Raw genomic sequence first — 14,542 nt, forward strand, 5'->3', positions numbered from 1 at the left:
TATCTATGGCATTTTTGCTAGTCGTAAACATTGCAAGTGCGTTCACGATTGACTATTACAACAAAGACTCTCAAAAGTATACCATGGAAGTAAAATCCAACGGCTCTACTCAAAAAGTTGAATTTAATGCATCTACTAGCGGTGCTACATCGATTCAAACCAGCGCTTCAGAAGTTGAAATCAAAACTTCTTGCGGTTGGGTAAAAGTAAAAAATGGTGCTAAAATCACTATCAAAGACGGTTGCATTAAAGTTGAGTAATTCTTTAATACTAGTTTATAAAAAAAGCTCTGTGTACACAGAGCTTTTTTTATGGAGAATAAATCCTTTCTTCTAACACTCCACGACAATAAATACCGCAGGAGTAATTAAATTTCCCAATTCACATAGCAGGTTTTATTTTTTATGAGTTCGTTGTCGCTCTTCTCATTACTCAAATCCTGAATGATACTACCAATTTCCGATTCGGATAATTTTCTTCTACTATAGATAAGTGCGATACTGAGTGCATTTGATTTGCCCAACAAGATATTCACCAAATTTTTTGTGTTAGGGGTTCCAACAACTTTTTGCAATTGTAGGCTTGTGAATTGAATTTCTGAAATAGTTATAGAAAATGTATCTAATGGCAAAGAGACTATTGCATATCCATCCAAATTCGAGCGAATCAATGTATCCATTTTACTCCCACGGATTAAAATACTTGCAAATGGAACAGATTCACCCTTTTTGTCCAGAACTTGAAATGCAAATACACATTTGTTAGGGTCCAATAGTGTGTCTGCTACTTGAGCTGTGAAAGAGGAAGGCTGACTGATTAAATGTGCTCTATACTTATACTTATATTTTTTCTGAGCAAATACAATTGTCGGAAAGAGAAACAAAAAAAATAAAAGAAGACGAAACCAATACAATTTCATAAAAAATCGTGTTAATCACTGACTATTCCTTTGCAAATACATTCTTAATCTCACGAACATCGTCAATCAAAAAAGAGTTTTGTGATGGCACCACAACAATTTCTCTATAAAAGGTTGACTTATAATCCGCGTCTTCCAAAACTACTTCAAACAAATACCCACCCATCTCCGTCTTATTCTTCAATTCACATTTAGACACTTTAATTTTTCCATTGTCCGTTCCGCCTATTAAAAATCCTTCTTGAATTCCTGCATATTCGGAATACCTTCTTCCCCACTTCGTTTTAAATGCATCTTCTGACATTCCTCCATCCATATCCACATTGGTTGCATCTTTCTTGAATTCCGCATACTCCTTGGTGCAAATTTTTGAATAGTCTCCTTTCAATGTTTCAAAATTTGTAAAGAAGCCTTCTATAGTTTCAATCAACCATTTTTTTGCTGATGCTGCATCGTCTTCCTTTCTTGCTGATTCCGCATTTTTTGTGGCATCTACTGACATATTCTCCTTCTGTTCGTTGTTGCTACACGAAACAAAAAGTGACAAGAGTGAAATAGCAATAACAATCTTTTTCATTTTGTGTTAATTTTTAGTATTCTAAATAAAAGTATGAAATATTTCAGACAGCCGAAGAAAAGTATAGTTTTCTTCACGCATGCAGTTGACCAAGCTTCGTTAAAACATTTGTTAATTCGGTTGCTTTGCCTGTGCCTATTAATAATTTCTTACTTGTCTTAAATTCAAGTTGCAATCCGGTATTCCCGGAAACATTGTAAGCCTTTCCTCTGCCAAACAAACCAATTCTTAATCCCCAGCCACCATATTCAGTTATTGCAGAATAATTCCGAACAAATGATTTCGTCAACGATTCCCAACTGAAGTATTTGAAATTGACATGAAAGGAAAAAAAGCGAACGTAAATTCCGTCCTTTTTTATTTGTGTTTCAAGACGAAAAACAACAAATAATAAGGTGATTAAAAGAAAAAGTCCGGATACAATTAAAAGTCCGACATCGCTCATTGGTTTATCACCAAACGGATGGCCATTGAAAACTTGTTGAAAAACGCCAAAGAGGAACAATCCATTTAAGGATATTAAAATGAGCCAAAGCCACCATTGTTTAAACCGTTGTTGTTCTGTAAATAAAATTTCCTTGTCCATATAGTTTTATAGTTTAATGCTGTAAGAAATTATTTATTTTCTAATTTATAAAATACATTATCATAATTCGCATAAAGTATTTTCACCTTCTCCGTTGTTGCTTTTCCCACATTGTACTTAATACTTTTTATCAATCGTTTCGAATGTCTTTTTGTGGATCTATTCCAATAGACAACAACACAATAATCAAAATCTTTCTCTACAAACTCGTTGGTTGATTCACAAACAGGTTTTAAATAACTCAGTTGTCGTTTCAAATTTAGCACGGTATCAATAGGTGCTTGATCTTTTGGTAAGAATGTATCTAACATTCCATCTCTATTCCATTTCAAGTTTGGGAAACCACCGGCATAGCAATTAATATAAAATTTTACAAGTTCTCCTTGCGAGTTAAAATACAATGCCTGCAAAGGTTGAACATGATTTTTTCGTTGCGCTTTAAATTGAGTCGTGTCCAGTTTTAAAATAAAATCCAAATAGCTTGTATCCAAACGGTAATTAGAATTCTGTGGAATATCAAAAGCTTTGGAACACTTTGTGATTTCTTTATCAGTGAGACGTTTGGGATCTTTGATTCCAATGATGGATTGCATGATTGACATACAACTCGAAAGCGAAAGTGCTAAGGATAATAAAACAAATAGTTTAAGTACTTTCATAAAATGTGATCTGATGAATATTCGTTAACTGTACTCTCCCTTACTCGACTATCTCTTATTTCTTTTGCATCAGCATTTACTACTTGGTTTCAAATCCATCTCGTACGATTGCTTCAAGCACTTCGAGATGTATATCTTTCAGTGCTTTGAACTTAATGCAATATCCTGTTACAGTCGCTTTTCCAATTTTTTCACCATAGGTTGTTGCCAAATAAGCTTTATCCTTCATGCCAAAAACATAAACTGAAATTCCGGTTTTGTTTGCGCTGATTCCAATTTGATAAAATGCTTTGGAGGTTCCATCTGCATATTTTATAGCGTATTCTCCATATCCGATATTCGGATTAGAAACAACTTTACCCTTTTCGTCCTTCCCATCTAAAAACCACAATTTACCTTTCGGTTGTATTTGCAATATACTTTTGTGCAATACTTCCATCTCAGCGCTTTTGGGCGCAGGCAGACTAACAATATAGTTTTTAATTTGTTCTTTTATGCTCATCGTAATGGATGCCTTGCATCAACTTGAATTTTAAGATCTCCAAGAAATGGTTATTTTTCACAAAGTTCTTTCAATTTGTCAAGTGCTTTAGGGTACGATTCATTCATATACTCCACAAACTCTTCCGTGGTGTCGAGGTCAACAATGAGGGTTGTAACTGCACCATTTTCTTCAAAGGTATAATTTTCTAATCCATTTGCCCATTTTTCCACTTCCGGTCCTTCAGTAATTTCCTTGCCGGCTTGTACAAGGCCATAATGTTGAATGGAAACAAATTGGTTAGGAATATTCTCAGCAATTCTGGAAACCATACCACCCTTTTCTCCTTTCTCATCTACTCCAACAAAAAGAATTTTACTTCCTTTGTCCCAACTGCCTTCATAGGAAGAGGTAGGATTAAACAATGCGGTCCATTGTTCATACGTTGATTTATTGTCAAGACCAAGCATAATGTTGTATACATTGGTCAATGTTGAATTTATGCTTACTTTATATTGCAATTTTTTCATAGTTTAGTTGTTTAAATTAATAGCTCGAAATGTGTTTTTTGTCATTCAAAGCAGTTGTAGAACATTGCCTATATTGATTAATAGCTAAAGAAGTTATCAATTTTAAGTAACAAAGCTGTCTTAACCAAAAAACCATAATAAAAGTACGAAAGGAAATTTCAAATGCAAAATTATTCGTGTTAGCACCATTGAAAAATTGCATTTAACACTTTCACAAAACTACATAGCGATTGGGTGCTTTAACCGGCATGGTGGTTCACACAATTTAACTTATCTTTAAATGTTCGCATATAGAACCGTTGATCTTAGCACAATTTTTATCCACAAATTCCGTTAAGTAGTAATGAAAAAGCTTTTCATTTTTTTTGTCATGTCAATTATTTGCCTTGATGTTTGGTCCCAAGCTAAATTAAAAATGCCATGCAAATTTGGCGTTAAATTAGGTTTTGGAATGCACACGATTACTGGAAGTCGCGTAAAAACTCACCCATTATATTCATTCATGGGTGGAATCTGGTTTCAGATAAAAATGAATAAAAGTTGGACGATGCAGTCTGAACTCACTTTAATAGAAAAAGGAGCTGGGGGATTCAATTCTGATCATCCCAAGTATGGGGATTATTATTTAGGTCTATCCTACTTTGAAATCCCAATCCTCTTCCAATATAACAGGAAAAAGGCATATGTCGAATTTGGTCCGGGATTATCAGCATTAAGACATGCTGGAGAAACTACAGGTGGTGGAGCTCTTCCGTACCAAACGGACCTTTATCCCATTAGTAAAAAAGACCTTTCCTTCAATCTAGGTGCTGGTTATCTAATCAACGAAAAATGGGGTGTAGGATTGCGACTGACTCACTCACTTCTTCCTGTTAGAAAACAATTACCGGAAACTTCTCAGTCGGGTTACAACAGAGGAATTGTCCTTTCTGTTAGCCGTCAAATAAACTTTAAATCCCCAAGGAACAAGCAATCGCAAGACATCGAGTAATAGGGTCATTATGTAGGTTGCATTCGGGCGGGTTTCCACCCAAAATGAATCAAATGAAACTGAATTTTCAACGGGAACGCGATGTTTTCTTTTCACCCAATGCCTGCCTTACGTAAAGCCGCTCCTAGCTACCGTATTTTCTCATTTTTAAGCAAGATGGTCTGGGAACTTTTATTTCTTTTCCAGTCTTAGTTAACAATCCTGTTTTATTGTCTCGTTTAAAAACAACAATGTTATTTGTAACTTGATTTGCTACGATAAGAAAATTACCTGTCGGGTCAAGTGTGAAGTTTCTCGGATGATCACCATAGGTTGATTGATGTCCAACTAAAGTTAGTTTGCCATTATCCTGATCAATTGAGAATATGGAAATTGTGTTTTCGTTGTCCCAGCGATTGGAAGCGTAAAGAAAGAGTCCGTCAGGAGAAACATGAATATCTGCGCTATTGTATTCTTCCTGTAGTTTTGAGTAGGAAAATATTCGTTGTATACTGTCTAATTTCCCATTTTCATATTTAAACGAAGTAATCGTTCCGCTAAGTTCTTCAATGCAATATGCAAAACGGTTGTTTGGATGAAAGGTGAAATGTCTTGGACCACTGCCTAAAATGGTTGAATAGTCATAATTTCCTAACGACATTAAAGGTTGGTCGTCTTGTAAATTGAATTTGAAGACACGAATTTTATCCGCTCCTAAATCCGGAAAGAAAATATATTCGAAGTCGGGCGAAAAAACGGCAGCATGTATATGAGCCTTGTCTTGTCTCCTAGCATTAGGACCATTTCCCTGAAACTGGATTGTTTGTGAAGATGGATTTAGGCTACCATCTGGGTTTGTTTTAAAAACGGAAACCGTTCCTTCTGTGTAATTTCCATTAATAACAAATTCATTATTTCTACTTGTTGTTAAATAAACAGGATTTTCACCACCACTCTTTTGTTTATTCAAGAATGTCAATGAGCCATTTATACTATCGAACTTAAACGCAGATACACTTCCTTCTTCAGGCAGCTTTGTGTCAGTGCAGGCATACACGTAATTACCAGCAGGCGACAATGTCAGGAATGAAGGATTGGTAATATTTTGTCCACTATACACTTTCTTTAAGTTCCCTGTCTTAGAATTGAACTCATAAATGTAAATTCCTTTGTCTGGCTTTCCGTCAGTGTACGTTCCTATGAATAAATATGTTTTACTTAATTGTTCTGAGGCACAATATCCAATAGTTGTTAATAGTATTATTAGAAGGGTCCTCATTTTTTTAATATGACTGCTAACGTTTGGTGTCTTCAAGAAGGAGGGAAATTAAAAGTACAAATGTTCATTAGAAATCCAACGCTCAAATTTAGCACAAAAGCACCACATTTGTATAACAGATTTCATCGATTCGTAGTTTTCTATTTTCGTTTATTCATCATTGTATTCCAATCGAACTTATCTTTATTCGCTGTGTTACGTTTGGCTAATTCTGCAAGCATTGCGTCTAGTTTAGTTTTGTCCAACCAATTACCATTTACAAAAACACCTGCAATTTTACGAGTATTTTTTATAGCTATAAGCGGATTTTCATCAAGTAATATAAGGTCAGCAAATTTACCTGTTTCTATGCTCCCAATTTGTTTATCAATACCGAGCCACTGAGCAGAGAGCAATGTAGCTGAATTTAATGCTTCTTGTGTCGTCAGACCTGATTGAACTAATAATTCTAATTCATCGTGTAACGAAAAACCTGCTACAACTTCTGAAACACCTACATCTGTTCCTGCAACTATTGGTACTTCTGCATCTTTACAAGCCTTAACTAAAAGAAGATTAAACTTTACATATTGCTCAAAATGTGCAATATCTTCTGGACTATTCATTTTATTGTATTTATTGGCCGTAAGCCACTTGCTCTGTAGTAGTGGATGAACATATTTTAAGCTTGGCATGGATTTTATTTCGTCTAATGATTTTACTTGGCTTAAAATTTTTACCATCGTTATCAATGTAGGAGAAAGCCAACTACCATTCTCTTTCAAAAGCATTGCCATTTCTTTGGCTTCTTCTTCATTATATTTTATAGCATAATTTGATAATTCTTCTGCATGAGCTACTAAACTAAATCCTTTCACAAAAACTTCTTTCAACTTTCCTTCAAAAGAATCAGGAATATGACCAACAACTTTTATTTGTAGTTTATTGGCCTCATCAATAATTGCATTATAAGTTTCAATATTCAAATTAGCATATACCTTTATAAAGTCGTAGCCTTCTACTTTTGCACTTCGCACTGCTTGACGCCCATCTTCTGGAGTATTTACATTGCGACCTTGCCCTTCACCACCATCAATCAATGCAGCCAAAGCCATACGTGGACCAATAAGATAGCCTTTCTCAATTTCTTTTTTTTGCGCAATGTGATTTGTGTTCGAATTTAATTCTAATACTGTAGTTACGCCATTAGCAATAAATGGTGTCATAATATCTTGTGTGTTAAAAACCAAGTCGGGTAATTGTGCTGGCTTTTTTTGTCCCAAATAAAAGTCCGTTGGCAAATGAACGTGCATATCAATAAGTCCCGGGATTAACCATTTACCTTTGCCGTCAATAATTTTAGCTCCCTTGGGAATAGCGCCATTTATAGATTCTATTTGATTGCCAGAAATAACTACTGTTGCATTCTCCAAAATTTCATTTTGCGCTGCCATAGTGATGACATTCACATTTTTGATAACAAATGCAATTTGCTGATTAACTTGTTTGTCATTAATTTTCTGTCCTAATGTTAACGTTGTCGAGAAAATTAGAATTAAGATTATAAAAATATTTTTCATTTTTTTTGTTTGTAAATTGTTTGTTGTGAGATACTGTAAAATGACCGCCAACGTTATTCAGCTAAAAATAGTTAGAAATTTCGAAGCACAAAGCTTTTGTAACTATTCAACCGCCAATTTCTTGTAGCTGCTGCTAGCTCCTGTTTTTCTTTTCTTCATTGATGTTGTGTTGTTATTTAAGATAAACAAAGTCCGTGTATTTGAATTTCTGAAAACCTCTTGGAAAGGTTTTCGTATTAAATGTCTGTTGTTTTATCCAGTCCTCAATTTCAATTTTCAGTTTTGGGTTGTCAATATAATTATCTTTTTTAGTGTCGTTTCTTGTGCTTGGAGAAGTGTAAACATCTTCACATTTACCTTCTTTATTGATTAGTAAAGTGTGAAAATATATTTGAATAACGGCACTATCTCTGTCTCCATTTGATACTCTTTTGTTTAAAAGTTCTGCAAGTCCTTGGTCAATTGTTTTTCCATTTTGTAATTCTGGCAAAAGAAACTTGTCAGGGTATTTTACCTTTTTATATTTTCTTTTAAATATGGTTGGTGTCCAATTAGATTTTTGTTTTAATGTTTCATAGCCATTTTTTCGGTCGGTAATTTGTCCTGTTGTTACTTCAATTACAATTAGTTGATTGTCTACTGTGATAAGGTAGAGTTTATCCATTTCAATAAAAGCAGGATGCTGATCCATTTTGTTTTTCAAAGCATCTTTTGTCGTATCAGTTACCATGTAATTCCAAGAAAACCAGTTTCCAACTTCATTTATTTTAATTTTAGAGGTGTCAATTTTTAGTTCACTAAAATCTATCGTCTTGAATAGTTTGCCGTCTTTATAAATGGTCACGGCTTTTCCATCATATAAAACAGGTTCAATTGTAACTTTACCGCTATCATCCACTATTTCAAATGGCTGACGATAATTAAGAAAAAAGTCAAACTCAATTAAATATTGTCCGTTGTTGGTCGTGAAAAATGGAGTTGAAAAATATTTGTCAATTGAGTAAAGGAGTTTGCCATTAGAATAAACGAACGTTTGTCCAGGTCCATAACCTCCGTCATAAACTCCGTATGGGACGGAATATGATTTTATTTTTCCATCTTCTGTCTTTTGAGTATATGGATAAATAGGTGCCCAAGTTGTCGCAAAAGCAGTTACTGCAAAAATTGTCAGCAAAAAAGTCGTCCCTATGATTTTAAGTAATTTCAATATCGATTCTTTAGTTGTATGTTTATGTTTATAAGGTCGCCCTAAAATTGTATCTAGTGGTTTACCGCAATGTGTTGGTGGTCTTATGAAATCGAAAACGGTCTACCAGCAATATGTTTATTAAATGCTCAAATATTTCTATTCGAACTGTTCGCCCACTAGCGCAAAACCGTGTTAGCGGTTCGTTGCTTTTTTTTGTTCTCCCATTTTAATATGTACAAAGTCTTCATATTTTGTAAAATATTCCAGTCCTAAAACTAATAGTATTGAGCTTATAGAATATACTTTCTGCATTATAAAGGCTAATTCCAAATAACTAAAGCCATATAAGAAAAAGAAAATATAATAAGTTAATAAACATAATATACAGCTAAATTTAAGTAACTGTAGTTTTGACTTCAAGATAAAGAAAGTAATTATAAATAGCCCAAACAATGTTAAAACAATTGAAATTGTTCCGAGGTCGTGGAAGGGTGTTGCAATTAAGAAAATGAATAAAATGTTGATAAACCCTATATATTTTAGAACATTTGCCCACACTTTTATTGAAATTTTTTTCGACATATTTATAAAAAAAGTTCCAAATCCAACCGACTGAAATGCCATTCCAAGAATTGCCCAAATCCTGCCAGGATTTTCTAAACCATTAATCGCTTTTGACTCAAATAAATTGCTAATAAAATTTTTTGACCATCCAAAGCCAACAGAATTTTTGTCAAGTAACGAACCACCTGGATATCCAAATGCTGCTATTACAATTAATATAACTGAAATAATCATGCATATAAAAACCAAATATTTCTTAATTAAAATCATCTATTTAATAATATTATCCAATACGTTAAAACGTTGCTGCATATTCATTTGCAATGAGCGATAAAGGGTTGCTACCAATAGAAGTTGGCGATTTCGGAGACGAAACTTGTATGTCACCTTAGACCTTGATACGAAGCACAAAGCTTCATTTAACAACTGAATCGCCAATTTCTTGTAGGTACTTCTATATGCCGTTTTTAATCTTTTCAAAGTCCATAAAGTATTTATTATGGTCAAAATTAATAATTGATTCTCTCGCGTTCTTAGAAAATTGCGAATAATCCGCATCTGTCATTTTGTAAAATTGATTTATCCTTTCTTTAAAATCATTTGCCGTGACGCAAAAATATCCATTGACTCCATCAACAACAACAGAATTATTTTCAGGCAGATTTGTACTTAATACTGGAACGCCATTATTCATGTACTGCTTTGCTTTAATTCCCGATTTGGATATTTGCATTTCAGAATTTGTTAATGTAGCAATACCTACATCAAATGACACAATTTTCTTTTGAATTTCAACTTCGTTGTTCCAATCTATATTTAAAGGAATTTCAATTTCAATATTTGAGTTGCCTTGAAAATACGTCTTAATAAGATCAATGTCCTCAAATTTAACAACTCCAATGACAATCAATTTTATATGAAAGTTCAATTCTTTCAAAGCTGGAAATATGAGTTCCATAAAGCTGTTTTTATGGTCTCCACCAAATCCGCCAATCCATCCGATAGTAAAAATGGCACTTCTGTTCTTCTTAATTATTCCCAAGTCAACAATTGGAGAAGTTGTATGAATAACTTGATGGTTAAATTGGCTTAAATATTCTTGTATTTGTTTACTACCCGCTGATATTTTTTTGCAGTGTTTAGCGAAAAAATGTATTGTTTTAGGGTTTACTTCTAAGTAGTCAGCATCATCAAGGTCGTAAACTGTATCTTTATTTCTAATTCTAATAAGTAATTTCAAAAGACTAGCATATAAGAAATGTGAGTGAACTCTCTGAATTACAATTAAAGAATTCGGCTTTCTAATAAAAAGAGCTGCTAAATATGCTTTTACAAATAAGTAAATTCCCTTTGGTCTATAACTGGGGACAATAAAGTAATTTCCAACACCTTTATTATCTTTAAAAAAGTCCAGCGGGTATTTTGCTCTATATCTTACACTAGGTGAGTCTAGGTTATAATATGCGAACCAATATATAAATTCAATTTTTTTCTGCTCTAATTTCAATGTGTGGACCTTTAAAATGACCGATAACGATTTGCAGCCATGTGATGTACTGGTAGTACTTGCACAAAACTGTCTTAACCTCTAAATTTTACCTGTCTGCCGACAGGCAGATTAAATGTACTGAACTAAATGGAAAATGCAAAATATCCCGCCCCATCGGGGCACCGATAAAAGCCGCATTTGCAACTTGCACTATCTCAGAATTTATTTTAGGTGCTGTTAGCAGCAGTTATTCAGTGATAGTTTTGAACGTGCTAGTTTACTTCTGCATTAGTTGTCTCTCCCTCTTTTATCTTAAAATCAATTAAGGATTCCTCCGGGTTCGCCAAATTATATATTACGCGATAGAGACCATTTGGCACTTGTATGCCGGCTATTTCTTCACCACCATAAACCGGGCTAGCTTTCGATACGTATCGTCTTCCATTAACTGTATAATAATATTCCACATCATCTGATAGCCCACGTAAATCTATCCATTGTGTTGTAGTCCCCACGGTAAATGCTGGATTCTGCTTTATTCTGTTAATTAATCTATCCTTCTTAATGGTAGGGTAGGCAAACATAATTGCAAAGATTATTGCAAACACACTAACATCTATTCTGATGATCTTCTTGAATTTGGTCGTAAAATTATTGTCGACTTTTAATCCGATTATTATAATATTAGAAATTGCCAGCAGTAAAAGAACGACAGCTGCGGTCAAAAGAATTGTCGACAATCTTTGATTTTGTTGAAAGATATATTGGCTGTCTAGCAATGAATGTGTCATTCGAGATACTCTTTTGGCGTGAATGGTGCGTTTCTCATATAATTACTGCTAACGTTTGGCAGCTAAAAGAAGTGCGGGTTTACTTGCACAAAAATTTCTTAACTGATAAACTTTATTAAATGTACTGAACTAAATGGCAAATGCAAAAAATATTCTTCCGTTGAAAAAATGCATTTGCAACTTGCAGGAACTCCGCATTGCGTGCAACCTGTGTTAGCAAACGTTTTTTATTGTCTTTCAGTAATTAGATTACCATCGCGGTCAACATAAATTAATTTTAATTTCCAGTTGTCTTTTGAGTCAATATAATTAATAAGCAAATATGTGTCATAGCTGTTTTTTTCTATTCGCCAATTGCCCGCTATAGATGTTTCTCTAAATTCGAAACACCCTTCACCTCGTTGTCTGTAAAATAAATTCTTTGTTAGAAAGTCGTAATAATTGGTTTTTGAAAAATTATTGTTACAATCTTCTCCGTATCGTCCATTATATGTCCTACACTTAGTAAAGATCATTCTTGGAGATGTTTCATTATCACAAGAACGAAGCATCCATCTTCCTTTTAATAACATTATTAAACTGTCTATAGGCGATTCTATAGCCAAATTTTTCGTGTAAATATTTTTTGTGCTGTCTAAGTCGTAATTGATTTGTTTCAATTCAAATCCGTTCATATGTTTCCAAATTCCAACTCGCTTTCCTCTATTGTATTCTCCTTCCCAATAGTCAGAAAATTCTGACTGGTTAGAATACTCTATAAATTTTCCTGTTTTTAGAATTCCTCTGAAATAAAATATCATATAAGACATTTCTGCAGTGGTGATGTCTTCAATCATTGAAGTGTCGGCACCAATTATTTTGTCTGTTATAATATAATTACCAATTGTTTTGTAATTGCCGTCTGGAGAGTATTCAATACAATGAAATAGATTGTCTGTAATGCGGAAATATTCAAAATTTGCTTGTGATTTTTCCAGAAATGAAATTTTAACATAAAGTATTTTCCCATCTGATTTAATTACTCTGTTCTCATAACCATGAAGTCTGTCATAAGTTCGTTGATTCCAAAAGTCAATAATGGTGTCTCTTTTTTGTTTTTCAATTTTGGGCTGTCCGAAAGCTGATAAGGATAAAAGGAATAATATGATGATATGTACATTTCTCATGATTGGTGTGTCGTTTTCTTGAAAATGGTTGCTAATGGTTTGCAGCTAGAACTTGTGCGGTTTTGGAACACTCGTCTACCGAAACGTTTAAATAAAGATACTATGTTTCTAGGCAATTTGAAAATGAAAATACGTTTCGCGGAGCGACCTTGAATTTGCAAATGCTTTGATGTCGCCCGCATAAGTTTTAGGTGCTGTTAGAGTAGGCCTTCTTCTCGACAGTGTTAATTCAAGTCAAATGATTGTCTAAACTTGTCATTGCTCAAAATCTCGTTCAGTATTTTTTTAGTCGTAATGGTGCTATTTTTAAATGGATGTTGTTTGAATAAATTAGAATAAATTTTGTCCCTTTCATTCAATAAATTATCTACCGTATTTTCTGAAAGTTCATAAATACGATTTGAAAAGTCTGAATGCCATTTTAGATTTTCTGGATTTACATACCCTTTTTCAATAAATCCTTTTGTCTTTTTTGGGCAACGACAAGTATTGTTGCTGTTTACTAAACCACATCTGTTATGCATCCATTCATAAAGGTCTTTTCTGGCTCTTGTTAGTCGTTGTCTGAAATTGTCGGTACTTATTTCAAAAATTTCTGCACCTAAATTATGGTCAATTTCAAAAACATCACCAAGAATATAAGTTAGCCGTTGTTCTCTATCTAAGCACATAATCATGCCTGCCATACAAGCTACTTTGGCTTCTTCAATTTCCCATTTCATTTTGTTTTCTTCTTCATTTGTCAATTCTACAAGCGGTGAACTTTCTATTGTTTTGAAAAAGTTTTTAAACCCTGCTTCGTAACGCATTTCGATGGGTGCTTTTTTAGCATTAAGAAAATGATTAAAAGTAATTCTATAAAGCCAAGTTCTAAACTGTGCTTTGCTGGCATCATAATTTCCTAGATTGGCAATTACTTTTATGAGGACTTCTTGTGTGGCATCTTCTGCATCTGCAATATGATTAAAATATTTCAGGGCTACATTGTAAATGTAACCCTGATGATTCTCTACTAATGTATTCAATGCAAGTTTACCTCCATTCAAACAAGATTGTATGAGTGCTAAATCGTCTTGTTGATTATAGGCTTTATTGCTAAATGGATTTTTTGTCATTATTTACACATGAAAAAGTGGTAGCTTTTTAGAACATTATCTCTAATTGGTGCTAATTTTTGATAGTTACTGTCTGCAATGTATTCCTTCATTTTTGAAGTATTATCAACGCCAAATATAACAATAAGTTCAGGTTGTTGATAATCAAGTTCTCCGATTGCTGGCATACTTTTCATGATTTTTACAAAATTTTCAGCATGAATACCGTACTTTGAAAACAAGCCACTTTTTTGCCCTTGTTGATTGAACTCAATGAGTTGGTCGTAACCCAAACTATCCTTAAAGTTTACCAATGCTATGCCATGTAAAGCATTTTTTGCCGAGTTTGTAATGATATCTTTTGTTTGCGTTTCAGTTCCGAAACTCACATTCATTTTTCGTAAACCATTGTTTCGTATTTCGGCTAACTTTTTTACTTCTTCGTCAGCCATATAGCTTTGGAAATTTGCCATACTTTCAGCTGTGAAAATTTGTATCATATCGGGTTGTTCAATATTGTTTTGATTTACACCGATTTGTCCCTTGCTTACAGGTTGATATTGATGTAGAATTTCAATTCCGTACTTTTTAAAATATGGATTTGCCTTCGCCTGAAATTCTTCCAAGTTTTGCATTCCGCCTTCTTTGAAGTACAGAAAACTTATAAATATTATTTTAATACTGTTCAT

General features: G+C 33.7%; 17 protein-coding genes. 2 read left to right on the top strand and 15 right to left on the bottom strand.

Annotated elements, in window-relative coordinates; all coding sequences use genetic code 11:
• The first annotated feature begins 5 nt into the window (after positions 1-5).
• Entirely contained in the window at positions 6-260 is a 255-nt protein-coding gene (locus tag IPP64_16025; GenBank protein ID MBL0330867.1) for a hypothetical protein, read from the top strand.
• A gap of 107 nt (positions 261-367) precedes the next feature.
• Here IPP64_16025 and IPP64_16030 read toward each other — a convergent pair whose 3' ends face one another.
• The 6 genes from IPP64_16030 to IPP64_16055 form a co-directional block, all read right to left on the bottom strand.
• Positions 368-919, bottom strand: a complete 552-nt coding sequence (locus IPP64_16030; protein ID MBL0330868.1) for a carboxypeptidase regulatory-like domain-containing protein — start codon at positions 917-919, stop codon at positions 368-370.
• A gap of 22 nt (positions 920-941) precedes the next feature.
• On the bottom strand, positions 942-1,496 hold the full coding sequence (locus IPP64_16035; protein ID MBL0330869.1) for a hypothetical protein: 555 nt from the start codon (positions 1,494-1,496) through the stop codon (positions 942-944).
• A gap of 73 nt (positions 1,497-1,569) precedes the next feature.
• Complete coding sequence (locus IPP64_16040; protein MBL0330870.1) at positions 1,570-2,082, bottom strand: hypothetical protein; 513 nt, start codon at positions 2,080-2,082, stop codon at positions 1,570-1,572.
• Between the two features lie 29 nt (positions 2,083-2,111).
• On the bottom strand, positions 2,112-2,741 hold the full coding sequence (locus IPP64_16045; protein ID MBL0330871.1) for a hypothetical protein: 630 nt from the start codon (positions 2,739-2,741) through the stop codon (positions 2,112-2,114).
• A gap of 79 nt (positions 2,742-2,820) precedes the next feature.
• Positions 2,821-3,243 carry a DUF1801 domain-containing protein gene (locus tag IPP64_16050; GenBank protein MBL0330872.1) on the bottom strand — a complete coding sequence of 141 codons (423 nt, stop codon included), beginning with the start codon at positions 3,241-3,243 and terminating at the stop codon, positions 2,821-2,823.
• 50 nt (positions 3,244-3,293) lie between these two features.
• Entirely contained in the window at positions 3,294-3,752 is a 459-nt protein-coding gene (locus tag IPP64_16055; protein ID MBL0330873.1) for an SRPBCC domain-containing protein, read from the bottom strand.
• A gap of 343 nt (positions 3,753-4,095) precedes the next feature.
• On the opposite strand from IPP64_16055, the gene IPP64_16060 reads away from it, so the two are divergent.
• Positions 4,096-4,743, top strand: coding sequence for a PorT family protein (locus IPP64_16060; protein MBL0330874.1), 648 nt, complete (start codon positions 4,096-4,098; stop codon positions 4,741-4,743).
• A 124-nt stretch (positions 4,744-4,867) separates the two neighbouring features.
• Here IPP64_16060 and IPP64_16065 read toward each other — a convergent pair whose 3' ends face one another.
• From IPP64_16065 to IPP64_16105, 9 genes are all read right to left on the bottom strand, one after another.
• A complete protein-coding gene (locus IPP64_16065; GenBank protein MBL0330875.1) occupies positions 4,868-6,001 on the bottom strand; it encodes a lactonase family protein in 1,134 nt (377 codons plus the stop codon).
• A 140-nt stretch (positions 6,002-6,141) separates the two neighbouring features.
• A complete protein-coding gene (locus IPP64_16070; GenBank protein MBL0330876.1) occupies positions 6,142-7,560 on the bottom strand; it encodes an amidohydrolase family protein in 1,419 nt (472 codons plus the stop codon).
• A gap of 172 nt (positions 7,561-7,732) precedes the next feature.
• A complete protein-coding gene (locus tag IPP64_16075; protein MBL0330877.1) occupies positions 7,733-8,767 on the bottom strand; it encodes a hypothetical protein in 1,035 nt (344 codons plus the stop codon).
• Between the two features lie 174 nt (positions 8,768-8,941).
• Positions 8,942-9,574: a hypothetical protein gene (locus IPP64_16080; GenBank protein ID MBL0330878.1), complete on the bottom strand. Its 633-nt coding sequence runs from the start codon at positions 9,572-9,574 to the stop codon at positions 8,942-8,944.
• Positions 9,575-9,767: 193 nt separating this feature from the next.
• Positions 9,768-10,820: a glycosyltransferase gene (locus IPP64_16085; protein MBL0330879.1), complete on the bottom strand. Its 1,053-nt coding sequence runs from the start codon at positions 10,818-10,820 to the stop codon at positions 9,768-9,770.
• A gap of 254 nt (positions 10,821-11,074) precedes the next feature.
• Positions 11,075-11,410, bottom strand: a complete 336-nt coding sequence (locus IPP64_16090; protein MBL0330880.1) for a hypothetical protein — start codon at positions 11,408-11,410, stop codon at positions 11,075-11,077.
• A 410-nt stretch (positions 11,411-11,820) separates the two neighbouring features.
• Entirely contained in the window at positions 11,821-12,759 is a 939-nt protein-coding gene (locus tag IPP64_16095) for a hypothetical protein (GenBank protein MBL0330881.1), read from the bottom strand.
• Positions 12,760-12,983: 224 nt separating this feature from the next.
• Entirely contained in the window at positions 12,984-13,874 is an 891-nt protein-coding gene (locus tag IPP64_16100; protein MBL0330882.1) for an RNA polymerase sigma factor, read from the bottom strand.
• The gene (locus IPP64_16105; GenBank protein ID MBL0330883.1) at positions 13,874-14,542 is read right to left on the bottom strand and encodes a hypothetical protein; all 669 of its coding nucleotides are present in this window, start codon (positions 14,540-14,542) and stop codon (positions 13,874-13,876) included. The genes IPP64_16100 and IPP64_16105 overlap by 1 nt, the downstream gene beginning before the upstream one ends.

Source organism: Bacteroidota bacterium, assembly GCA_016722565.1.
GTDB lineage: Bacteria > Bacteroidota > Bacteroidia > 2-12-FULL-35-15 > 2-12-FULL-35-15 > 2-12-FULL-35-15.

What these genes read in the sequence shown, in the direction of transcription:
- IPP64_16040 (MBL0330870.1), bottom strand. Translation starts at nt 2,082, where the DNA reads ATGGACAAGGAAATTTTATTTACAGAACAACAACGGTTTAAACAATGG.
- IPP64_16030 (MBL0330868.1), bottom strand. Translation starts at nt 919, where the DNA reads ATGAAATTGTATTGGTTTCGTCTTCTTTTATTTTTTTTGTTTCTCTTT.
- IPP64_16095 (MBL0330881.1), bottom strand. Translation starts at nt 12,759, where the DNA reads ATGAGAAATGTACATATCATCATATTATTCCTTTTATCCTTATCAGCT.
- IPP64_16035 (MBL0330869.1), bottom strand. Translation starts at nt 1,496, where the DNA reads ATGAAAAAGATTGTTATTGCTATTTCACTCTTGTCACTTTTTGTTTCG.
- IPP64_16070 (MBL0330876.1), bottom strand. Translation starts at nt 7,560, where the DNA reads ATGAAAAATATTTTTATAATCTTAATTCTAATTTTCTCGACAACGTTA.
- IPP64_16105 (MBL0330883.1), bottom strand. Translation starts at nt 14,542, where the DNA reads ATGAACAGTATTAAAATAATATTTATAAGTTTTCTGTACTTCAAAGAA.
- IPP64_16100 (MBL0330882.1), bottom strand. Translation starts at nt 13,874, where the DNA reads ATGACAAAAAATCCATTTAGCAATAAAGCCTATAATCAACAAGACGAT.
- IPP64_16025 (MBL0330867.1), top strand. Translation starts at nt 6, where the DNA reads ATGGCATTTTTGCTAGTCGTAAACATTGCAAGTGCGTTCACGATTGAC.
- IPP64_16045 (MBL0330871.1), bottom strand. Translation starts at nt 2,741, where the DNA reads ATGAAAGTACTTAAACTATTTGTTTTATTATCCTTAGCACTTTCGCTT.
- IPP64_16055 (MBL0330873.1), bottom strand. Translation starts at nt 3,752, where the DNA reads ATGAAAAAATTGCAATATAAAGTAAGCATAAATTCAACATTGACCAAT.
- IPP64_16060 (MBL0330874.1), top strand. Translation starts at nt 4,096, where the DNA reads ATGAAAAAGCTTTTCATTTTTTTTGTCATGTCAATTATTTGCCTTGAT.
- IPP64_16050 (MBL0330872.1), bottom strand. Translation starts at nt 3,243, where the DNA reads ATGAGCATAAAAGAACAAATTAAAAACTATATTGTTAGTCTGCCTGCG.
- IPP64_16065 (MBL0330875.1), bottom strand. Translation starts at nt 6,001, where the DNA reads ATGAGGACCCTTCTAATAATACTATTAACAACTATTGGATATTGTGCC.